Source organism: Pseudomonas danubii (assembly GCF_042980055.1).
Taxonomy (GTDB): Bacteria; Pseudomonadota; Gammaproteobacteria; order Pseudomonadales; family Pseudomonadaceae; genus Aquipseudomonas; species Aquipseudomonas danubii.
Genome location: NZ_CP116502.1, coordinates 5,067,791 through 5,087,787 on the forward strand (window position 1 = coordinate 5,067,791; position 19,997 = coordinate 5,087,787).

The window sequence follows — 19,997 nt, forward strand, 5'->3', positions numbered from 1 at the left end:
GGGGCATGATCGTAATTGCAATTAGCCACCACATCAACTATCGCTGCATCCGGCTTCGGAGGGCGGCGCGCACCCGAGGTAATCGCAATGCCAGTACTCCACAGCATCATCCACAAGATCGACAAGAAGCCGGACGGAAGCCCTGCAGTGCTCCACTACGCGGGCAGCGAACTGGCGGAAAGCGTCGTCGGTGGCGACCTGATGCACCAGCTCAACGAAAGCTACAACGCCAAGCAGGGTAAAGCCTGGGGCCTGTTCCATCCTGAATCCGGTGCATACCCTCTCAGCGGCTGGCTGGCCAAGTACTCGGCCGGTGGGGAAGACTTCATCGGGTTCAGCAGCTCGGCGGTCGAGCACCTGACCAAGCTCATGGAGGAATCCAACCTCTCCGTAGGTGGGCACGCCTCTTCTGCCACTACCAGCAAGGCCTGACCCAGTACCTGGTAATCGCTCTACTGCAGGAAGCTGAAGCGGTTACAGTGGCCGACGGCCTCGCCCTGGCTCCTGTTCGGCGCCTGGATCTGGACCACATCCACCTGGCCGCCCGCATCAACCTGAGCGAGTGGAAAGGCAACCCGAAGTCGCGCCAGTACATTTCGTACATAAAGGGCAAGAACGGCCGCAAGGCGAACGACTACTTCAGTGACTTCATCGGCTGCCAGGAAGGGATCGACGGCCCAGGCGAGACCCGCACCCTGCTCAAGGCCTTCAGCGACTTCGTGGAAAGCGAGGACCTGCCGGAAGGCTCGGCCCGGGAGAGGACCCAGGCCCTGGTCAGCTACTCCATGGCTCAGGCCAAGCTTGGCGAGCCGATCAGCCTTGAGGAGCTGTCCGAACTGATCGACGAGGATCGCCCCAAGACGTTCTTCGACCACATCCGCAACAAGGACTACGGCCTGTCGCCGGAGATCCCCGCGGACAAACGCACCCTCAACCAGTTACGGCGCCTCTCCGGACGGACCGAAGGCCTGTCCATCAGTTTCGAGCAGCACCTGCTGGGTTCAAAGGTTGAGCTCGATCAGTCGGGCGGCCCCCTCACGCTGCGCGGCCTGCCAACCCAGCTTGTCGAGCAACTCAAGAGCGCAGGTGCCTGACTTTCGGGGGCTGCCCGCCGACAATACTGACGAGCAGCCAAACTTCTTCAGCTACCCCTTCTTGCCGGATGGCGCATTACCTCGATCGCCACCAGACACTTTGCCTGTTGTGCTAGGCCAGTTTCCGCCTGGGCCTGGATGACTTGACGGACCGCGAGAAGAGCCGCTGGAACCTTTTCCTGCACCTCCAGAGTTGCCAGAACCTTTACCGCCGCCACCTTTGGACATGTTGACCTCCTTGGAATATGGGAACAGCTCCTGGAGGGTAGGTTACTCCCCGCAACATCCAAGGCCGCCTGTCAGCTCCCGCACATTCCGCCGAATCAAAACACGCCTGCGGGCCAAACGCGCGCGGCTGGCTCCCGAGGTACGCAAGCATGTCGAAAGCGGCCTCAACGCCACGCAGATCGGCACCGCTATGTCGATTCCTGTTCAGCGCATCTTGATGATCGCTGCAGAGAACAACATCCAGATTGAGGGGATATCTTGAAACCGGAGAAGACCGGAGCGGCTAAACATTCCGCTGACTATCGCGACAGGAAGAAAGCCGAGGCTGATCGCTTAGGCATTGAGGCCTGCAACCAGAAACCAAGGCTGCGATGACGGTTGAAATGGAGCCTAGTATCAACAGGCGCCGAGTCACTGCCATCCAAACTTGGGTCGCCCCAGACTAAATGAAGCGGGCGCGACAATTCGAATGGACTGGCGCACGCTGTTTACTGTCTCCCCCGGAAAAAGAATTAATCCAGTTTTACAAATTTTGGTTTAGGTGAAATTACCGTGGGCTGCATTTTTTTCACATGCAGCCAATGCGGGGCATTTACACTAATCAATTTATCATTGGCACTAAGCAGGTCTTGCTGTGCCGCTTCGTTCAGGGCATCAACAACCTCAATGGCGGTAGCATCTTTATATTTGATGATTTGATCCCTTAGTTTTTGCGCCTTTGCACTAGGAACCGCCCAGTAGTTGGCAGATTCGTGTTTTCCGATCGTCAGAAAGGCTCTAGCCACAGCGCCGTAGCCGTCGTTAAACAAACCCATGAATCCGTTCGGGTCCGCCAGCGAAACCACCCATAGTCCTTTAGACTCGTCATAAGTAACTTCTTTCTTATAGGCCGTGCTTGGATGCTCAGGAACAATTCCCACTCTAAGACCTTGCCCCCCCTCCAGCTGCATAACATTCGATTTCACAGTAGCTGCAAAGTATCGCGGATCATCCTCTACAGACAAGAACAGATCTGTTTTCCAGATTTTTTTGATTCTCGCGTTAAGTTGATCTTCAGCCGTGTATCCTTGGGCTGCTACTGAAACCCAGTGACCAAATCGGAAAGGCCTGCCGCTACCCTGAGGCAAAAGGAAAGAATCATTACCAGCTTCATCCACCATGGCCTCTAGAAAGCCAAGATATTTAGCACGTTCCTGTCCAAACAAAAGAGAAGTAGGGCAAGCATCTTTTAGAATCTTAGTCGACGCTCGATTCAACGCTTGGCTAACAGGATTGATAACTTTGGGCTCCTTACCCAAGATAGCTTCATGAACAGCCCATTCGAAGCCATCTCCACGCATACCCTTATCACGATCTAGCCTTGCAATTTTAGCCAGCTGTCGCAGCCTTACTTTATCAAGTGGAGTATTAATATCCGCAAGATCCTCTTCTGACAGGGAATCAATAAAGGCCCGGATAACAGAGCGGGCCACTGCATACAACGCGCGACCATACTCATCAATTGGTGAGTTTTGCTCTAAGAAAGTGACCTTTGCCCTGCTCCCAGATTTTGAGGATGCGCTTGGCTTTTTATCTGCCATTACCATTGTCCTTTTGGTTTGATCTGAACATTGAACAACATCGCCAATCGAAACACTATCACTATGGCATCACGGGTAACCGCCTGAGCCTACTGCGCTACTCACCAGCACGCCACCCTACCCCATCGATCACGCCAGCCAGGCCACGGCCATCGGCCGCACGGAGGAAACCTATGCAAGAAGTCATCTGCGCGGGCCTGCGTAACGGCGCCCGCGACCAGAAGATCCATGATGCCCTGATCTACAAGCGAGTGATCGAGGTAGCCCGGGAGTTCCAGCTTTCCCCGGGCACTATCCGCGCAGCTGAGAAACGCATCTCCAACACATCTGTTTTCGAGCTGAGCCTACTGGGGGGGGGGGGCAGTCCGATGCCGATCAGCAAGGTCGTGGCCGACTCCTTCCGCAAGGCCGCGCTGGGTGCCTACCGGAACTACCACGGCACCTTCCGAAACCTTGAACTGCCCTGCTGGGTGATCACCGACAGCACGCAGAAAATCGAAGTGCTCGAACTCCGCAAGATCGATACCGGCGAAGTCTCGATTTGACCCGCCCTCACCTATTGCTCCGGAAGATAGGAAAGGACTGCTTGGCTTATCGCGGCAATCGCAGCAAATCCGGCAGCCCACTTGTTCCATTTTGTCTGAAGTTCTGCTGTCTCAAGCACATCGAAGTGCCCTCTTTCAGTTTTGAAAGAAATACTTGCCTCCAGCATTCCGCTCGCATCTTGCTTCGCTTTATACGGCGCCTTAGCTGTCGCGGAGCGCACCCAAAATGCACAAGAGACGGCTGAACTGGCACATAACACCAGCGTGAAAACATCCTTCATGCTCTCCATCCATATCCCAAAAGGTTTGACGTTATTTGCCCCATTGCAATAGATCGCGTCAGCCTCGCCAAGTCGCGCGGCTGGCCGTCGCGGCGTAGATCATGCAAACCACAGTTGCCAAGGTAAGCCAGCGATCCAGTCAATCGCGTAATGAATGTGTTTCTCCATCTGCTCAATCAGCATTTGGATAAGCAAATCTTCAAAGATTCGAATAATCACCATAGAGCCCCTCGTTAAGCTAACCGGTAAAAACCGCTCGTACTTGTAAAGGTATCTCTGATCTCAAAAACGCAAGTCCGTATGCGCAATTAGTTAGTTCCGGCCTTCCGCCCCCCACAACACCACCCGGGCAAGCCCCGGATAGGACGCCCACAGTAAGCGGAGAACCGCTGAATATCCTTTGGTGCGGCGATGAGCCCGATTTCATTGAAGATGGCACGGTTGCGCACACCGCACTATCCGCCAGCGTAGAGCCGATCAACGACCTCTGCGCAGAAGGAGCTCATGAGTTCGTTCCGCTTCGTAGCGACTGCGTGAAGTGTGGCGCGCTCTACAGCGCAGAGCCGAGCGCGCCGGTTGCGGTTGTGCCCGACGGCTACCGCATCATGCCCCGCCACCTTACAGCGGAGAACGGCGCCAAGGCCCTGCTACTTGGGGAGTTCAAGCTTCGAGTTATCACAGAATGCCCTGAATGCTGCGAGCTGGAGGAACCCACAGAGGGCTGCGACATCTGCAACGCTGAAGGCGAGTACGGGCAAAAACACACCGTCCCGTGGGACCAGATCAAGTTCATCTACAGCAAGGCGGTAGAGGGCCTGGCCGTGAAAGCTGAACCAGCCAAATCCTGACAGGAGTACATTTGTACTCCACCCATAAAAATCGAACTCTCATCTAACTCAGCCGCTGAAAAATCGAATGACTGGAGCCAGAAAGCTGATCTTGTCCATCGATTTTACAAAGCGTTCAAAGGCCTTTTCGCTAAGGATGAACGCGGGTATGAAAAAGATGCTCGAAACCACAACAGTCAATAAAAATCCAATCCAATCAGTACTAACAAGGACGGCGATCGCTACGCCCAGCATCAATAGCCCGCCTGAAAAGAACAACCGCCGAGCAAATTTTTGATTTGGATATTGATTGAACATGATGAGACCACCCTTGACGCTTTCAATCACATTAGTTCCAGGGTGGTTTTTTGTCGAAACATGCCCTCTTTCACCACCTCTTAATTCCCCTTAGCAGCGGCTGCCCAACCCTCCCCAGCAGTAACCCATCCCCCACATTCAAGTCAGCCGCTATAGCGACCAAGGACGAAGTCATGCCTGAAATAAAAGAACGGCCGATCCTGTTCTCGGCGCCGATGGTGCCCGCCATCCTGGAAGGCCGGAGGACGGTTACGCGCTGCACTGTGAAGCCGCAGCCTGAAGTGCGCGAGGTCGACATAATCGGTCCAATGCTGACGTTCAAAAACAAGCGCGGCGGCCACTGGCTTTACCCAAATGCCAAAGCTCAGATCATTGCCGATTGCGCCTACGGCCAGCCCGGTGACCGGCTGTGGGTGCGCGAGAGCCTCGGCTATGACTGCGAATACGGTCACTATTTCGCCGCCGGCGGAAAGCATGGCGAAACGGTTTATCTGTGCTCGCTGTTCGATGATGAGGATGCTCAGACAGGCCCAAGCTATGACGGTCTGCTGCCCGAGCGATCCGTGCCAAGCATCCGCCTGCACCGGCGTTACAGCCGCATCCTTCTGGAGACCACCGACGTCCGCGTCGAGCGGCTACAGGTGATCAGTCGGTCGGACATTCGCGCCGAAGGCCTGGAGTACCCGCCTGAACTGGCCAGCGACGACGTGTCGCCCAACTACAGGGACTGGTACCCGATGGCCTTCCGGGCACTGTGGGAGTCCACCGGCGGCGACTGGGACGCCAACCCCTGGGTCTGGGTCGTCGAGTTTCGGAGGGTGCAGCCATGATCCTCCCCGCCCTCTACATGCTCTACCTGATCTACACGGGGCCAAGGCCATGAATGACGTTGCCGAACCTGCGCGGCCTAGACCAAATCCAGCGTTACCCATAACCGTAAATGCACTTTTGGTTCATTGCCCGAGGTTAGGCTGGACCGGAATCAGATCCTGAACTTTTGCGCAAGAGTAGGTGTTGGAATAGTCGAAGAATTTCGGCCTTAATTCGGAGCCGTAGCTCATACATTGGAACGCAGACGAGCCTTTTTGCAAGATTAGAAAGTGAACCGTGCCGACTCTTGCTGGCGACTGGTAGGCGGCTTTGATCTCATAGCCACTGCTTAACAGATCGGTCACCTTTTGAGTTTCTGCCAAGGCCAATGTGCCAGTGACTAGTAGGCCCAGCAGCGAGATGCTCAGGGCATTTTTTGCAATACGATTCGTTCTTGGCATGAATCCGTCATCCGTGAAGTGAAAATGCCAAGTTACCTAAGTTCAACAAAACCGTCACGGCCCAAGCAAGCTGAGTCGTAAAACTCAGCGGACTGGTCACACTCCGACAGGACTGGTCAAGAAGAGTCCACCCGACCCGAGAGCCCAGGACTTGAAATGAAGGACTAGGCCGGGCGAACGCTGCAAACCACAGCCAGGCGCAACGCCAGGGCAAATCAGCAACATCTGAAACAACACCCTCAACAATCGGAAAGCCTGCCGGCGATGGCGGGCGAGAGACACGCATGTCCGACATAAAAGTTCAGTGCTGCCGCCGCAAGAACAAGCACATGGAAAGCGAGCGGCTAAAAGTGCCAAGCAAGAAGTACGGCTCGGGCGTCAGCGACATGATCTGTCCAAGGTGCCGGTGCACCACCTACTACCGGCTGCAGGCCGAATAACCACCTTCTGTCGCTACGCGCGGCGTGGATACCCTATGGACATTCAATTTTTATCGCACCAAGAGGTCGGCGAACTGACCGGAGCAAAGACTAAGGCCGGGCAGATTTCCGTGCTTGTTCGAAACGGAATTCGGCACACCATCAAACGCAATGGCTGGCCTTGTGTGATCACCGCGACGCTTACAGACAACCCTAACGAAGCGAAAGAGAAGCCCACATGGAAGCCTCGCAAGGCGGGATAAAGGCAGGATAAATGGGACGCAGACCAACAAAGCCAGGAAGCATATCCCGGCTCAGAGAAAGGAAGCGCGGCAAGTTGGTGTATTTCACTTACGACCTGGGTGGCAAGCTCTGACCAGGCGTGAATCGGCGCCTGTACGCGCCAATCGGGAGAAGGCTCTATTTAGTGCGATCTGGAACTATGCCCGTAACAAGGGCTATACAGCTCTCGCCAACCCCTGCACAGGGATCAAGGGTAACAAGGAGACGGGGCAAGACAACTACGTTGAAGACGAACTATTCCAGAGGGTTTACGAAAAAGCTGATGTCGGGCTCCAGGACGCAATGGACCTCTTCTATCTGACCGGTCAGCGCATTGCCGACACATTGAAAATGGATGAACGCGATGTTCGCGATGGCCGCTTAGCTGTTCAGCAAGGAAAGACCAAGGCAAAGCGCCGCATCGAAATCACTGGCGAACTGAAGATTGTTCTTGATCGAATAATGGCGAGGAAGGACTCCCACCAATTCCGCTCGACGCGGCTGATCGTTTTGGAAAATGGCACACCATTGACGGTGGCAATGCGACGAAGAAGATTCGACCTTGCTCGAGAGGCGGCCGGGGTTAAAAAGGCTGATTTTCAGATGAGGGATCTGCGCGCAAAAAGCAGGCACGGAGAAGTTCGAAGCTAGCGGAGATATTCTGCAAGCACGCGACCAGCTTGGGCACACAACTGTCGTCATGACCGAGCACTACATTCGCAATCGGATAGGTAAGAAGGTCTCGCCTACAAAGTGAATTGCGGAGCAGTATTTGAAATTGCGGAGCAGTTCAGGATAAGGCTCACTCAAAAAAACCGTGCAAGCCCTTGAAATAGATGGTGCCCGAAGCCGGAATCGAACCGGCACGCCCTTACGAGCGGGGGATTTTAAGTCCCATGCGTCTACCAGTTTCGCCATTCGGGCGGTAGCGCGATCACGCGGCACTGGAACAGTCAATCGGCATCAGGCCGGCCAGTGCTTAAAGCAGGGTGTGGAATATATACATCCAGTCCTTGTGAAGCAAGGTCGAAGCAGGCAAAAAAACCTCTCCCTTCACTCTGAGCTCTGTGTAAAAAAACCCAGTAAATCAGCAGCCTACAGCGGCGGTCTGATCATCCTGGATAGGGTCACCAAACATCGCGTCGACTTGTTAAACGGCGCCAAGACTAACACGGAGAATTTATCCAACCAACTGATTTATAAAGACTTATCACCAACCACAAGCTCATTCGAGAGGGGCGCCAGTCAAACCATGCAATGCGTTCAGCGCGAAGCGGGCCCTTGGCAGGTCTCAAGCTTCAGCCAGAAAATTCAACGATAGTTTGAGTTTGAGCGGGTCGTCCTGGGGGGCGGTCAACTCGGTTTCCAGGTGAGTCGAAAACGCCTGTTCCACTGGCGCCTCGGGGCCCTTGACCTGGGTCACTGTGCGGTTGTTTTCCAGCACCTTTGACAGTTGTGCGTAGGTGTAATTGGCGGGAGGCGTATTGCCTATGTTCATGGAGGTCTTCCTTGATATCGAGTCAATCCGCAAGGACAGATCGAAGAGTCAAAAGTCATGGCATGCCGCGTCCCGGTTCATTGACCAGATACTGACGCTGCAATGAGATACTACAGACTCTGGGCTGGAAATAAGCACATCGATAGCCAACGGAGTTCGCCCAGTACACATGACCTCGCCATCCATGAACCGGTAAAGAGTCATAGATACCGGGCGAACGCCACAAAACTATGCGTTCAGAATGACATGTTCAACTGTCACCAATGACAACCGGTGGGGTGTCAACCAGCGTAGTTGGTAAAACCACCGGCAAAGCCTCTGCGCCCTGCCCGGAGCTCAGTACGCAACTCGCCGATCAGGTTGGAGATGTCGCGCACACTGGTGAGTTCGGCAGTCGAGACTCCGGTTAACAATAAATCCACCCGGCCTGAATCGGCATCGTAGATCTTGATCGTCAGGGAGCCGCTGGGATGCACGCTGCAGACGCAGGAAAGCGGGAGAAAGCCGGACTCCAAGATGTGACAAAGCTCGCTGGTGGAGAGCATGGCTTATCGCCTGTGTGGAGTTTTGTGGATTTTTCCCATTCAGAATAGGTCAGCACCTGATCCTTTGTATCGAAAAAACACACAACAAATGCTAACTACCTCTCAGTTCTACTGCGCAGTTTCTGCGCCAGGCCACGCTCTGATCGCCTGGGCCTACCTGCTTCTCCAGCGTTATTCTGCGCTGTGCTTTTTTCCGTCAGTTGTGTAAGTTTCAAGCCTATGAACCTGAATCTTCAGTCCCGCCCCGCCGCGATTATGACCGCCTGCACCAGCAAGGTGGGCTAGCGGTCGTTCAACCCCTAATCAACCCGCCTCAGAGGCGGGTTTTATCACCCGTCTTCTGAAGCGCAACCCCCCAGGAGACAAGCATGAGTCACTCATCCCCTGCTGTTCTACACCTGCTGTGCGGCAAGATCGCCTCGGGTAAATCCACACTGGCCAAGCGACTGGCCCAGGCTCCCGGCAGCGTGTTGATCTGTGAGGACCAATGGCTGGCGCAGTTGTATCCGGGCCTTATTCATTCAGTTGCTGACTATGCGCTGCATGCCCAGCGCCTGAAAAACGCACTGGAGCCTTTGCTGATCAGTCTGTTGCGTGGTGGCAACAATGTCGTGCTGGACTTCCCCGCCAATACTTTGGCCCAACGCGCCTGGTTGCGAGCCTTGGCAGATCAAGCACAGGTCGAGCATCGACTGCACCTGTTGAATGTCGATGAGGATGTCTGCCTGACAAGACTGCGGGAACGTAACAGCCTGGGAGATCACCCCTTTAGTACCAGCAAGGAACAATTCGAGCTGATCTGCCGTTACTTCGAGCTTCCACAGACGGAAGAAGGACTGCACATCCTGGAGCACTGAATTGCGGGATTGTCGCCCGCGATGCCGGGCCGGCTTCTGAAGCTTGCGTAGGAAGGGTGCGTCGAGAAAGGCGGCGGAGACAAATTTCAGGCAAAAAAAAGCCCAAGTAGCTGATGGACACTTGGGGCTAAAAATGCATAAACCGTGGTAGGTGAACGCGGAGCTATAGTAACGGAACAGTACATTCTGTAACAAGATATTTTGAAGAAAAAACGCAAATAAAATCACCTAAGTCATTAAATATCCACACTTTTTTTGAGCATTTGAGTTTCATGTCACGCCTTCTCGCACCTTTTTAGGCGCCAAGATGATGCGCCTGAATTGCCCATCACCGCAGTGCGAGAGCCCGTCCACCGTTAAACGAAAATGCGCTGAAAATTCACAGAATCGCAACAGACAGACAACGTTGCTCACCTTAAATTGCCGGCACTTGCCTGAATGGAATGTGTGGGTATGAATGACTTTCTCGACGCCCTGCCCCTGATGCTGTGCCTGTCCACCTTTGCCTGGTGTTGCTGGGGCTAGGCTTTGTACGAAAAGCCTTGTACTCGGTGATGCTGCGTTGAAAACGGTTCCAGCCCCCTTCTCACGCCGACTCGACGACTGCCGTGGTACTGAACAGTGCCTGCCCTAGCGCTCGTGCCCGCTCCAGGCAAGGCGCCACATCACCGCTCTCCGAGTCAAACATCAGTTGCGAGGTCAGCACCCTGGCGCCGCAGTAGTCGAAGATTCCATGGTCGATCTGGGTCTGCATCGCGCCGAGATAACCATGTCGCTCATAAGTGCCAACGTCGGCCCCGGCAACGCCTATCAGGTGCACGCTCAGACGCCCTAGCTTCTTCTCCAGCTTGGCGTCCGCGCGAAAATCGAAGGCCCAGCCATTGGAGAACACGCGATCAATCCAGCCCTTGAGCAGCGCCGGCATGGACCACCAATAAACCGGGTAGACCAGCACCAGAGCATCGGCGCGGTCGATCCGGGCCTGTTCGGCGAGCACATCGGCGGGAGGAAGCACCTGGGTACGATGCACTGCAATATCGGCAGCACCGAAGCGTGGTTCGAACCCTTCAGCCCAGAGATCGGCAATCTCGAATGAATGCCCGGAACCGCGTCCCACCCCCTCGGCAATCTGCGCCGCGAGGCTATGGGTGAGAGACTTGGGATCATGATGAGCGACAACAATAAGTGCATGCATGGCGAGTACTCCTGCGGACGGATTGCGCTGGGGGATTGAGCTTTATATACTTTTAGTAAGTTACTGCCGATAAGTTACTTTTGGTATATAGCCATGTCAAGCAGTCAGAAAACCGATTCCACTTCATCGCCGCGACGGCGCCTGTCGCGGGAGCAACGCCTGCAACAACTGATGGCCGTAGCCTGGCAGATTGTCCGTGAGCACGGCACCGAGGCGCTGACCCTGGGATATCTGGCGGAACAGGCCGGCGTCACCAAGCCGGTGGTCTACGACCATTTCGGCACTCGAGCGGTGCTCCTGGCGGCGCTGTATCAGGACTTCGACCAGCGCCAGACGCTGCTGATGGAACAGGCCCTGCAAACCAGCGAACCGACCCTTGCCGCCCGCGCAGCGGTCATTGCCACGTCCTACGTCGACTGCGTGTTGTTGCAGGGCCGCGAAATCCCCGGGGTGATTGCCGCCCTGGCCAGTTCGCCGGAGCTTGAGATCATCAAGCGCGACTACCAGGCAATATTCCTAGAGAAATGCCGTCATGCTCTGGAACCCTTCGCCGCCGGAGCCGTGATCGCAAGGGCCGGGCTGCGCGCCATGCTGGGTGCGGCCGAAGCGGTTTCCCACGCGGCGGCGCTGGGAGAAATCACCCCCGCACAAGCCCAGGAAGAACTCTGCGCCACCATCGTGGCCATGGTTGAAAGAGCACGTGCCAGCACCTCTGCAACCCAATGAGCCACTGCCCGGATATCAATGACCGGCCCCAGCGCCAGTCCTGCAAGGGAAAAGCAATGTTGCTGACACGATTGGAACCGCTGGATCAATTGCTGGAACGCTATCGCCAAGAGTTGGGCAAGGACTTCACCGGCTATCGCAACCATGTGTACCGGGTCATCAACTTCTGCAACCTGCTCATCAATGCCGATGCCCAGCAGTTGCAGAAACTGGTCATAGCCGGCGCCTTCCACGACCTGGGCATCTGGACCGCCAAGACATTCGACTACCTACCGCCATCGCTGCGCCTGGCTGAAAACCACCTGGATGAAATAGACAGGTCCGAGTGGAAAGCCGAAGTGCTGGCAATGATCGAACAGCACCACAAGATCACCGCCGCCCCACACCCAGGCAGCCTGGTGGAAAGTTTTCGCCGAGCCGACTGGATAGATGTGTCGCTGGGAATGTTGAGTTTCGGCCTCTCGCGAGACGATCGCCGCCGGGTATTTTCAGCCTTTCCTGATGCAGGCTTTCATCTGCGCCTGGCTCAGCTGTCTTTCAAGCAACTGCTGATCCGCCCCTGGAAACCTTTGCCCATGCTGCGCCTCTGATCCTCCGGCTATCCGGCCCGCGGCTAAAGGCTGGAGCGCGTAAACTGCATCCATTACTGGCAATACCGGCCGCGAATCAAGCGGCTGCAACCACCGAGAACAGCTATGTCGCCCCACCCTAAGACCCTGCCGCCCCTGAGCGCTGAGGCTGAAACACAGCCGCTACCCCCGGACGCCGTTGGACTCAACGCCGATGCCAACCCAGTGCTTTCGGTATTCGACTTCGACGGAACCCTCACTCGCCACGACAGTTTTGTGCCCTTTCTGAAGTTTGCCTTCGGGCAACGCGGGTTCAACCAACGGATACTCAAGCTGGCGCTACCCAGCCTGGGCTACCTGACTCGTCGCGTTGACCGCGACCGACTCAAGGCGCAATTGATCAGCACCTTTCTCAAGGGCATCGAGGCGGCGTGGCTCCAGCAACAGGCCGAAGCCTTCTGTCTGAAATCCTGGACCCGACTGATGCGCCCGAGTGGGCTGCAAGCCGTAGCCGGGGAACTGCGTTCCGGAGCGCTGGTGACCCTGTGCTCGGCGTCGCCGGCCCTGGTGCTGCAGCCTTTCGCCACACGCTTGGGCATCAGGCTGATCGGAACCGAACTGGAGGTGGTCGATGGCGTGCTGACCGGCCGCATCGCCGGCCACAATTGCCGTTGCGAAAACAAGGTACTGCGCCTGGAAAGTGTCTACGGCCCATTGAACCAATATCGACTCAGGGCCTGGGGCGATACCCGGGGTGACCGCGAGCTCCTGGCGGCGGCACAGGACGCCCACTGGCGACACTTCCACCCGGCCTGGCGCCGCGGGCTTGGCGCTCGCTGACACCCGCCGCCCCCTACAAAACACCCGACCAACGGCAAACGGCCAGGAAAAAGATTCGCTATACCCAACAGCAGGCGCCCCAGCGGCCATGAGCCGGAGGGCGCCCGCGACGTCAAGCAGCCTGGGGACAAGAGCGGCCTCGCAGACCAAGGAAAAACAGCCGCCTACACAAGGAGAGGGCCTGCCACGATGAAAAACAATGGCTATCTGCTGCGTACGCTGGCCGTGTTGCTCGCGACCGGCGCACCCGCCGCCCTACTTCTGAGTCACCCCAACCCTCCCCCGTACCTGACAATTGCACCTGCTTTGGACTGGCCACGCCTGGGCGCCTGGGCCAGTTGCCTGGCCGGCCTGTTCGTCTTGTTCGTCCTCGCCGGTCTACGAATTCGCGGCCGGGTGCTTGGGGTGCTGATTGACGAGCGCAATCGGTATTCGCTGTCACGCCTGCAAATGACCCTGTGGACACTGCTGGTACTGGCCACTCTGTATACGGTGTACATCGGCAACATTGTCCGGGGAAACGCCACTACAGCGCTGATGGTGGACTTGGACTACAACCTGATCGCGTTGATGGGCTTCAGCCTGGCCAGCTTCGTCACAGCCCCCATGGCCTTGAACCGCAAGGCCGAGCAGCCTGCAGACACCAGCGCTCTGGCAACCACCGGCCAGCAGTTGCTCGACAGCCAGAGCCTGGTCGCTCTGCCGTCGGCCAAGGGCCAGGTGCTGATGAAGAGTGACCCGAAGGATGCGCGATTGGCCGACCTGATTCGCGGCGAGGACGTGAGCAATGGCGTCATCGTCGACCTGCCACGCCTGCAGATGCTGCTGATCACCATGGTGGTGGTGTTTGTCTATGGCGCCGCCGTCGGCCATAGCCTTGGCTCAGGCAGTTGGGTGCTGGAGGTGTTGCCGAAACTGCATAACACACTGCTGTTGCTGGCCCTGATCAGCCACAGCGGCTACGTGGTGGGCAAATTAATCCCCAGTAACCTCAATCCTTCCGTCCTTCTCCCGGGACCCACCGTCCAGAGCGAGCCGCCCGGCAGCGCAGCCGCTCCACGGAGCCAGCCCCAAACCGGACTCACTCCACCATAGCCATCAGTCGCTGACGCATGCCGACGCTGGCAGCAGGTCCCGCCTGTACCGTGCACGCCTGCAACGGCACCAGATGACCATCGGCAACATCCACCATCACTGGCTGCACAGGTCGTCCGCTCTCACGCTCGACCAGTTGCACGCTTTCGCCCTCGGGCGCGTAGTGGCGATTGCCCCAAGCTACAAAGGCCATGAGTACGACACGGAAATCCTCGCCCTTGGCTGTAGGCACATATTGATAGCGCAAGGGGCGCTCGCTGTAGGCCTGGCGCTCCAACAGCCCCGCCTCCACCAGTGAGTTCAAGCGTCGGGTCAGCATGTTCGGGGCGATCTCCAGGCTGCGGGAGAATTCGTCGAAGCGCCTCAGGCCATGCAGCGCGTCGCGCATGATCAAGATGCTCCACCATTCGCCGACTCGCTCCAGGCTGCGGGCAATGGGACATTCAGCGTCGATCAGACTTTTTCGTTGCATGGCTGGCTCCTGCGATGCACCTCAGTATTTGTGGATTCGGATGTTACTTTCATGATGATAGTATCGTCCACGTTTCGTTGTTCCCCACGCAAAGCAACTGAAGGAGCAGGACCCGCATGAGTAAACGCATCGTAGTCACCGGTATGGGCGCAATCACTCCACTGGGTTGTGGGGTCGAGCAGGTCTGGCAGCGCCTGCTGGCGGGACAATCCGGAATCCGTCAATTGCCCGAAGAGTTTATCCAGGATCTGCCCACCACCATTGGCGGCCAGGTGCCCGGCGCGCTCGAGGATCCCCAGGCAGGCTTCGACCCGGACCGGCTGCTGGCCCCCAAGGAACAGCGCAAGATGGACCGTTTCATCCTCTTCGCCCTGGCAGCGGCCGAAGAAGCCCTGGCCCAGGCCAACTGGAAACCCGATAGTCCCCAGGCCCAGGAACGTACAGCCACCATCATTGCCTCTGGTGTAGGCGGCTTCCCGGCCATCGCCGATGCCGTGCGAACCACCGACAGCAAGGGCCCGCGGCGCCTGTCGCCGTTCACCATTCCGTCATTCCTGAGCAATATGGCGGCAGGTCACGTTTCGATCCGCCACGGCCTCAAGGGACCACTGGGAGCGCCAGTCACTGCCTGTGCTGCCGGAGTCCAGGCCATTGGCGACGCCGCGCGGATGATCCGCGCCGGTGAAATAGACATCGCTGTCTGTGGTGGAGCTGAGGCGGCGATCCATCGGGTCAGCCTGGGTGGCTTCGCCGCAGCCCGCGCGCTGTCCAGCGAGTACAACGACACCCCGGAACGGGCTTCACGCCCCTTCGATCAGGCACGGGATGGCTTTGTCATGGGTGAAGGCGCCGGACTGCTGGTCATCGAAGAGCTGGAACATGCCCTGGCTCGGGGCGCACAGCCCATTGCGGAGCTGGTGGGCTATGGCACCAGCGCCGACGCCTACCACATGACCGCGGGTCCGGAAGATGGCGACGGCGCCCGGCGTGCCATGCAGCAAGCCTTGCGCCAGGCCGGCGTGCAAGCCTCTCAGGTCCAGCACCTGAATGCCCATGCCACCTCCACGCCAGTGGGCGACAAGGGCGAACTGGCTGCCATCAGGACTGTATTCGGCACCGGCAGTGGCCTGGCCATCAGCGCCACCAAGTCCGCCACCGGGCATCTGCTGGGTGCCGCCGGCGGCATCGAGGCGATCTTTGCCATCCTCGCCCTGCGTGACCAGATCGCGCCCGCAACCCTCAATCTGGACAACCCGGACAGCGCCGCCGAGGGCCTTGACCTGGTGCGCAACCAGGCACGCAAAATGGCCATGGAATACGCACTGTCCAATGGTTTCGGCTTTGGTGGGGTCAATGCCAGCGTGCTGTTCAAGCGCTGGCAATAACGCTTCGAGAAGACGGACTCGATGTTGAGATTTCAGCCACGACAGGCTGAAACCTCAACAGGCCCGCCAATCAGTTGAGGACGTCATTGAGCACCTCGTAGATGATCCCGCTGGCGATAGCCACCAGAATCAGGTCGGTTCCGGCCTGCCGCCATTCATAACCGTCATAGCGAGGAAGCTGCCCCAATAGCCGGTGGTCCAGCTTCTTGGCAATTCCCGGGGGCAGAGGTTTGCCCCGAGCCAGGTTTTTCTGAATGCCTGGAGGCAGTGCCGGTCCCGGGCTCCAGTAGTCACGGTGCCCACCCAATATGCCCAGGACACTGCCGCGATCGACACTGGGGCCATGACTCCAGTCATCGGCGCCTGACTTCTTCCCCTTGCCATGCCCCCCCTGGTCACCCTGAGAACTGTGTTTGGAATGCCCCTGCCCCTTGCCATTTCCGGGGTCGGCCAATGCCAGAGGGGAAGCGCCAGCCAGGAGCACGCCGGCAAGAACAGCGATCAACGAGCGAGACTTGAGCATGTCGGTTCTCTTTAGGAAGCCAAGGTCACACTTAACTGTAGACGGTCGTCTCTGTCAGTGATCGAAGGTCAGACACATAGAGGCCGCCATGAGTGAGCGGCAGGTCATCGGCCAGCTCAAGATCAAAGCGTGCAGCTGTACTGATACTCGAAGGGAAACATCAGCGTATCCACCACGCCGGAGAATGGAGCATCCAACGCCAGAAAAGGCCAGAGCACACCGTTGTTCTCCTTAGCCAATGCCCAATCCATGCGCACGCCGATATAGGGGCAACTCATGGGAGTAGTGCGAGTCATCAGGGCCGTGCATCCACTCAAGACAAAGATCAACACCAGCAACAACAGACTTCGCAACACATAACTTCCTTATTACGTTCATGACATGAGCGCTATGGACTCGGCAGCCGAGCCCAGGACGACGGTTCCTGGCTATCAGGCCTTGTAGTCGCAATGAATCTGCAGGCTTTCCGTGTGATTGCGATGAATCTCGAAACCGTGACGCTTCAACAGGTTCTTGACCTCATCAACGACAGCCGAGTACCGCCCTTGCAACTGTTGCTGGCGCGCCGGCGGGGTAAACACCCCCAGTGGCAAAAAGCGCAGGCGCTTGCCATTGAAGACAATGGACACATCGATATGAGTGCCATCCACATCATGGCCATTGGAACCGAAGATATCCTCCAGCTCCTCTTTACGCCCCGGATAACACAGGCAGAACAACCTGATCCCCAGCCAGCGTGACAGCGTCCTGAAAAACCCCAGGTAACTGCTTTTGCGCTCGTAGCCCCGGGTCACCAGCAACTGCACCGAACGCGGCAGGCTGGACTGGACCTTGAGCAGTTGCACAAAGACTTCGCGCTCCATCAACACCTTTGCGGACGGCCAGCGCGGCCCTACCCTCAAGCCCTGGTTGTCGCCCTTTTTCAATATCAGCATGCAGATTGCCTCTGGTGCTTTTTTCGCGGGCAGCAATGGTACACAGGGCTGCCACAGGCGTGCTGAAAATTCAGAAGCGCAAACGCCTATCAGCCCGCAACACCGCCCATCTTCTCCCGATGACAGCGCACCTGCCGTTTAGTTAAAATAATCATGGCTCATAGCCACTACTCATAAGCACAGTGACCATAGGGGCTGTATGTACGACTTAACGAATCTGGTCATTGTCGATAACCGCTTTGGATTGAATGTCCTGCAAGTCACCGCAGACCTGGTGGCCGGCGCCCTGGATGAACTCCTGGCCAATTGCGCAGGCGGCGCCAACATCACCCAAAAGCTGGATTACTCGATTCTGACGATCTATCAGGACAAACTCGCCGCGGCCATTCGCGACATGGGCCTTCCACCCCTTTCCCTAGCCTCTCCAGCCGATAGCCTTTGCTGAATAGAGCAACTTGCCACCCTGTGGCAAGTTGAGCCCGGGGCCGAATCACCGCCAATGGCCAAACTTGCATCGTCCCTAGTGAAGCACGCGCAACATCGTTCACCTGGAACCTTTTTCCTCAATGAGGATCAGTGCTGGGCATTTCCCTATCAAACAGTGAGCGAGTGCCAGCATGGCCCTGAGAAAAACCGTCCTCTACATTGCCTTGGTGTCCGTCGGCTTCTTTGCCGGGTACGCGGCAAAACCAACAACTGGACTGCAGGTCACGGCGGGACAACTGATAAGTTGCGGCAAAAGCACCATGCCGACCATTGAGATGTGATGGCCAGGCAACTCAGCACTCAGTGACACAACGCCCAATACTCAGCAATACCGCGTCTTTCCAGAACCACAGTTTCCAGCATCAGGCCGCCGGAAACGAAAAAGCCCGGCAAGAGAACCGGGCCATAAGCAATCGTGAAGACTCATTTGGAGGACATGAACAACCAAGCGACCACAGCTGCACCGGCCGCCATATAGGTACCGACCGTCTTGGTCTTCTCCCAACCATCCTTCTCGGCCCAGGACTTGCCTGGCTCAGGCGAACCTTGCGGTTCTTTGTGCTGGGTCTGCTTAGGTGTTATCGAAGCAACAAGCTGCTTCAGATAAGCGACTACTTGCGCCCCGCCCTTGCTGAAGTCTTCAAGATCCACCTCGACAACACGCTCATGAACCGCCTTGTTGCGCACGCTCGCAATCCAGCGGATCTTTTTCGCCATTGGCGGCTGATCATTCCCTCAATGGAACTCAGTTTTTCATGCAGACCTCGGCCTGATGCCCCCAGCTGCAGGAGCAACGATTCGACCTCTGTCGAGATATCCAGTATCTGGCCCCGCATCCCGCTCTCCCTTTTCAGTGGCGGCACTTTAACACCGCACCTGTGCATGCCCAAGGTTCTGATCATGCAGACGACCGCCACTCACAGGTTTCGTTGACCCGATCGATAACGGCAATGCGCCATTAGCACATCCGCCCTAATCGACCGCTACTGCCGGCCAGACCTATATTCCTTCTTCTGGACGGTCCCATGCGGCCACGGACAAGCCCCATCAAGGAAGGAAATATCATGGCGATTCCATTCCCCCACGCCAGATGGTTGCCGCTATCACTCATCCTGCTGTGTACCAGCGGCACGGCACTCGCCACGCCTCAAGGTGAATACTGGATCGTCTACGGCAAGGGCGAGCGTTACCACAACGAGGTATTCGTCGCCGATGCCGCCGGCATCCTGCAAAAGCCCCAGGGGGTGCAGTCGGCCATGATCATGCAGATCTTCGAAGACCCGGCGATGCCCGTGCTGGCGGCCTACGAGATCCAGTACAAGTGCAAGGAGCGCAAAGTGCGCTTCGACAGCGCCCGCGCCATGCGCCGCTTCGACCACGCCATGAAGGACGTGACCACTGCCCAGGGCTGGATCGCCCCGAAAGACTACTGGCTGCAACGCACCTTCGCCTTCGTCTGCGCAGCAGGCAACCGCGAAAACAACCAGATGCTGCCAATGGGCAAAATGGCCGCCGGCCGCATGGTCGAGACCGTCCAGGCCATGTTCCAGCAACTTTACGGCATCCAGGCCAACAGCGAGGCCGTGCAGAGCCTGGACGCAATGCTCGGCAACAGCGCGCAATGAAGGAGGCTGTCATGACCCGGCACCTACTTGCCCTCGGCCTGCTGTTGCCTTTGCTGAGCGGCTGCATTCCCACCCTCCCGGAATACAGGGCCGGCCAGCAATGGAAGGGACGCGATGCCAAGGAAGCCATCGACTTCTTCGGCCCGCCCGGACGCATGCAGCCCTCGCCCGACCGCAGCGAAGTGCAAATGCAGTGGTACCGCGACACTTCCTACGTGAAAAAGGAAGTGGTCGGCAGCTCCAGTGAGATGCAGGGCGGCGTGATGGTCCACACTAACTACTGGGACGATGTCACTCACACGAGCGGCTGCACCCTCTCCATGACTGTCGACAAGGCCAGACAGATCAAGGACTTCTCCATTCGTGGCCGCTGCACGGGCGTGGCCTTGGCGCCTTAGTGG

The 19,997-nt window shown here is 57.2% G+C and carries 27 protein-coding genes, 1 tRNA gene and 1 pseudogene; 16 read left to right on the plus strand and 13 right to left on the minus strand.

Going from position 1 to position 19,997, the window contains the following annotated elements; genetic code table 11:
- Window positions 1–87 precede the first annotated feature (87 nt).
- Window positions 88–1,094 (plus strand): annotated as a pseudogene (gene yejK / locus PFZ56_RS22885) (nucleoid-associated protein YejK).
- 740 nt (window positions 1,095–1,834) lie between these two features.
- On the opposite strand, the gene PFZ56_RS22890 reads toward yejK, so the two are convergent.
- On the minus strand, window positions 1,835–2,902 hold the full coding sequence (locus PFZ56_RS22890) for a hypothetical protein (protein ID WP_170003567.1): 1,068 nt from the start codon (window positions 2,900–2,902) through the stop codon (window positions 1,835–1,837).
- A 173-nt stretch (window positions 2,903–3,075) separates the two neighbouring features.
- Here PFZ56_RS22890 and PFZ56_RS22895 point away from each other — a divergent pair, with 173 nt between their 5' ends.
- Window positions 3,076–3,447 (plus strand): hypothetical protein, encoded by a 372-nt coding sequence (locus PFZ56_RS22895; protein WP_394304466.1) that lies wholly within the window; start codon window positions 3,076–3,078, stop codon window positions 3,445–3,447.
- Window positions 3,448–3,458: 11 nt separating this feature from the next.
- Here PFZ56_RS22895 and PFZ56_RS22900 read toward each other — a convergent pair whose 3' ends face one another.
- A complete protein-coding gene (locus PFZ56_RS22900) occupies window positions 3,459–3,728 on the minus strand; it encodes a hypothetical protein (RefSeq protein ID WP_110652669.1) in 270 nt (89 codons plus the stop codon).
- A gap of 584 nt (window positions 3,729–4,312) precedes the next feature.
- Between PFZ56_RS22900 and PFZ56_RS22905 the strand changes: the two genes are divergently transcribed.
- Window positions 4,313–4,576 (plus strand): hypothetical protein, encoded by a 264-nt coding sequence (locus tag PFZ56_RS22905; RefSeq protein ID WP_146232651.1) that lies wholly within the window; start codon window positions 4,313–4,315, stop codon window positions 4,574–4,576.
- Between the two features lie 48 nt (window positions 4,577–4,624).
- On the opposite strand, the gene PFZ56_RS22910 is transcribed toward PFZ56_RS22905, so the two are convergent.
- Window positions 4,625–4,903, minus strand: a complete 279-nt coding sequence (locus PFZ56_RS22910) for a hypothetical protein (protein WP_110596575.1) — start codon at window positions 4,901–4,903, stop codon at window positions 4,625–4,627.
- A gap of 143 nt (window positions 4,904–5,046) precedes the next feature.
- Between PFZ56_RS22910 and PFZ56_RS22915 the strand changes: the two genes are divergently transcribed.
- Window positions 5,047–5,703 carry a hypothetical protein gene (locus PFZ56_RS22915; RefSeq protein ID WP_123394294.1) on the plus strand — a complete coding sequence of 219 codons (657 nt, stop codon included), beginning with the start codon at window positions 5,047–5,049 and terminating at the stop codon, window positions 5,701–5,703.
- A gap of 123 nt (window positions 5,704–5,826) precedes the next feature.
- Here PFZ56_RS22915 and PFZ56_RS22920 read toward each other — a convergent pair whose 3' ends face one another.
- A complete protein-coding gene (locus PFZ56_RS22920) occupies window positions 5,827–6,144 on the minus strand; it encodes a hypothetical protein (RefSeq protein ID WP_170003572.1) in 318 nt (105 codons plus the stop codon).
- Window positions 6,145–6,619: 475 nt separating this feature from the next.
- Between PFZ56_RS22920 and PFZ56_RS22925 the strand changes: the two genes are divergently transcribed.
- Together PFZ56_RS22925 and PFZ56_RS22930 are read left to right on the plus strand one after the other, a co-directional pair.
- A complete protein-coding gene (locus PFZ56_RS22925) occupies window positions 6,620–6,826 on the plus strand; it encodes a DUF4224 domain-containing protein (protein ID WP_110652673.1) in 207 nt (68 codons plus the stop codon).
- A gap of 322 nt (window positions 6,827–7,148) precedes the next feature.
- Window positions 7,149–7,496 carry a tyrosine-type recombinase/integrase gene (locus PFZ56_RS22930; RefSeq protein ID WP_394304468.1) on the plus strand — a complete coding sequence of 116 codons (348 nt, stop codon included), beginning with the start codon at window positions 7,149–7,151 and terminating at the stop codon, window positions 7,494–7,496.
- Between the two features lie 186 nt (window positions 7,497–7,682).
- Here the strand turns inward: PFZ56_RS22930 and PFZ56_RS22935 are convergent.
- The 3 genes from PFZ56_RS22935 to PFZ56_RS22945 form a co-directional block, all read right to left on the minus strand.
- A tRNA-Leu gene (locus tag PFZ56_RS22935) sits at window positions 7,683–7,769 on the minus strand.
- 367 nt (window positions 7,770–8,136) lie between these two features.
- Window positions 8,137–8,343, minus strand: coding sequence for a hypothetical protein (locus tag PFZ56_RS22940; RefSeq protein WP_102882582.1), 207 nt, complete (start codon window positions 8,341–8,343; stop codon window positions 8,137–8,139).
- Between the two features lie 281 nt (window positions 8,344–8,624).
- Window positions 8,625–8,888 carry a DUF1652 domain-containing protein gene (locus tag PFZ56_RS22945; protein WP_102863157.1) on the minus strand — a complete coding sequence of 88 codons (264 nt, stop codon included), beginning with the start codon at window positions 8,886–8,888 and terminating at the stop codon, window positions 8,625–8,627.
- Window positions 8,889–9,256: 368 nt separating this feature from the next.
- Between PFZ56_RS22945 and PFZ56_RS22950 the strand changes: the two genes are divergently transcribed.
- The gene (locus PFZ56_RS22950) at window positions 9,257–9,745 is read left to right on the plus strand and encodes an ATP-binding protein (protein WP_110596569.1); all 489 of its coding nucleotides are present in this window, start codon (window positions 9,257–9,259) and stop codon (window positions 9,743–9,745) included.
- A 586-nt stretch (window positions 9,746–10,331) separates the two neighbouring features.
- Here the strand turns inward: PFZ56_RS22950 and PFZ56_RS22955 are convergent.
- Window positions 10,332–10,940, minus strand: a complete 609-nt coding sequence (locus PFZ56_RS22955; protein WP_123394352.1) for an NAD(P)H-dependent oxidoreductase — start codon at window positions 10,938–10,940, stop codon at window positions 10,332–10,334.
- Window positions 10,941–11,033: 93 nt separating this feature from the next.
- On the opposite strand from PFZ56_RS22955, the gene PFZ56_RS22960 reads away from it, so the two are divergent.
- The 4 genes from PFZ56_RS22960 (at window position 11,034) to PFZ56_RS22975 (ending at window position 14,170) form a co-directional block, all read left to right on the plus strand.
- On the plus strand, window positions 11,034–11,666 hold the full coding sequence (locus PFZ56_RS22960; RefSeq protein ID WP_102882579.1) for a TetR/AcrR family transcriptional regulator: 633 nt from the start codon (window positions 11,034–11,036) through the stop codon (window positions 11,664–11,666).
- A 56-nt stretch (window positions 11,667–11,722) separates the two neighbouring features.
- Window positions 11,723–12,256, plus strand: coding sequence for a hypothetical protein (locus tag PFZ56_RS22965; protein ID WP_170003578.1), 534 nt, complete (start codon window positions 11,723–11,725; stop codon window positions 12,254–12,256).
- A gap of 105 nt (window positions 12,257–12,361) precedes the next feature.
- Window positions 12,362–13,075: an HAD family hydrolase gene (locus PFZ56_RS22970; protein WP_102882577.1), complete on the plus strand. Its 714-nt coding sequence runs from the start codon at window positions 12,362–12,364 to the stop codon at window positions 13,073–13,075.
- Between the two features lie 306 nt (window positions 13,076–13,381).
- Window positions 13,382–14,170, plus strand: coding sequence for a hypothetical protein (locus PFZ56_RS22975; protein WP_134929254.1), 789 nt, complete (start codon window positions 13,382–13,384; stop codon window positions 14,168–14,170).
- Here the strand turns inward: PFZ56_RS22975 and PFZ56_RS22980 are convergent.
- A complete protein-coding gene (locus PFZ56_RS22980; protein ID WP_102882575.1) occupies window positions 14,157–14,642 on the minus strand; it encodes a helix-turn-helix domain-containing protein in 486 nt (161 codons plus the stop codon). The two genes, PFZ56_RS22975 and PFZ56_RS22980, sit on opposite strands and share 14 nt — an antisense overlap.
- A gap of 116 nt (window positions 14,643–14,758) precedes the next feature.
- Between PFZ56_RS22980 and fabF the strand changes: the two genes are divergently transcribed.
- Complete coding sequence (gene fabF, locus PFZ56_RS22985) at window positions 14,759–16,027, plus strand: beta-ketoacyl-ACP synthase II (RefSeq protein WP_102882574.1); 1,269 nt, start codon at window positions 14,759–14,761, stop codon at window positions 16,025–16,027.
- A 70-nt stretch (window positions 16,028–16,097) separates the two neighbouring features.
- Here fabF and PFZ56_RS22990 read toward each other — a convergent pair whose 3' ends face one another.
- From PFZ56_RS22990 to PFZ56_RS23000, 3 genes are all read right to left on the minus strand, one after another.
- A complete protein-coding gene (locus PFZ56_RS22990) occupies window positions 16,098–16,550 on the minus strand; it encodes an anti-virulence regulator CigR family protein (protein WP_102882573.1) in 453 nt (150 codons plus the stop codon).
- A gap of 122 nt (window positions 16,551–16,672) precedes the next feature.
- Window positions 16,673–16,906, minus strand: coding sequence for a YceK/YidQ family lipoprotein (locus PFZ56_RS22995; RefSeq protein WP_102882572.1), 234 nt, complete (start codon window positions 16,904–16,906; stop codon window positions 16,673–16,675).
- A gap of 75 nt (window positions 16,907–16,981) precedes the next feature.
- Window positions 16,982–17,485 (minus strand): hypothetical protein, encoded by a 504-nt coding sequence (locus tag PFZ56_RS23000; RefSeq protein WP_102863146.1) that lies wholly within the window; start codon window positions 17,483–17,485, stop codon window positions 16,982–16,984.
- A 199-nt stretch (window positions 17,486–17,684) separates the two neighbouring features.
- Here PFZ56_RS23000 and PFZ56_RS23005 point away from each other — a divergent pair, with 199 nt between their 5' ends.
- On the plus strand, window positions 17,685–17,930 hold the full coding sequence (locus PFZ56_RS23005) for a hypothetical protein (protein ID WP_170003581.1): 246 nt from the start codon (window positions 17,685–17,687) through the stop codon (window positions 17,928–17,930).
- Between the two features lie 172 nt (window positions 17,931–18,102).
- Window positions 18,103–18,252: a hypothetical protein gene (locus PFZ56_RS23010; protein ID WP_170003584.1), complete on the plus strand. Its 150-nt coding sequence runs from the start codon at window positions 18,103–18,105 to the stop codon at window positions 18,250–18,252.
- A gap of 142 nt (window positions 18,253–18,394) precedes the next feature.
- Here the strand turns inward: PFZ56_RS23010 and PFZ56_RS23015 are convergent, their stop codons facing one another.
- Window positions 18,395–18,688, minus strand: coding sequence for a hypothetical protein (locus PFZ56_RS23015; RefSeq protein WP_170003587.1), 294 nt, complete (start codon window positions 18,686–18,688; stop codon window positions 18,395–18,397).
- A 347-nt stretch (window positions 18,689–19,035) separates the two neighbouring features.
- Here PFZ56_RS23015 and PFZ56_RS23020 point away from each other — a divergent pair, with 347 nt between their 5' ends.
- Window positions 19,036–19,596, plus strand: coding sequence for a hypothetical protein (locus PFZ56_RS23020; protein WP_170003590.1), 561 nt, complete (start codon window positions 19,036–19,038; stop codon window positions 19,594–19,596).
- Window positions 19,597–19,607: 11 nt separating this feature from the next.
- Entirely contained in the window at window positions 19,608–19,994 is a 387-nt protein-coding gene (locus PFZ56_RS23025) for a hypothetical protein (protein WP_102863142.1), read from the plus strand.
- Window positions 19,995–19,997 lie beyond the last annotated feature (3 nt).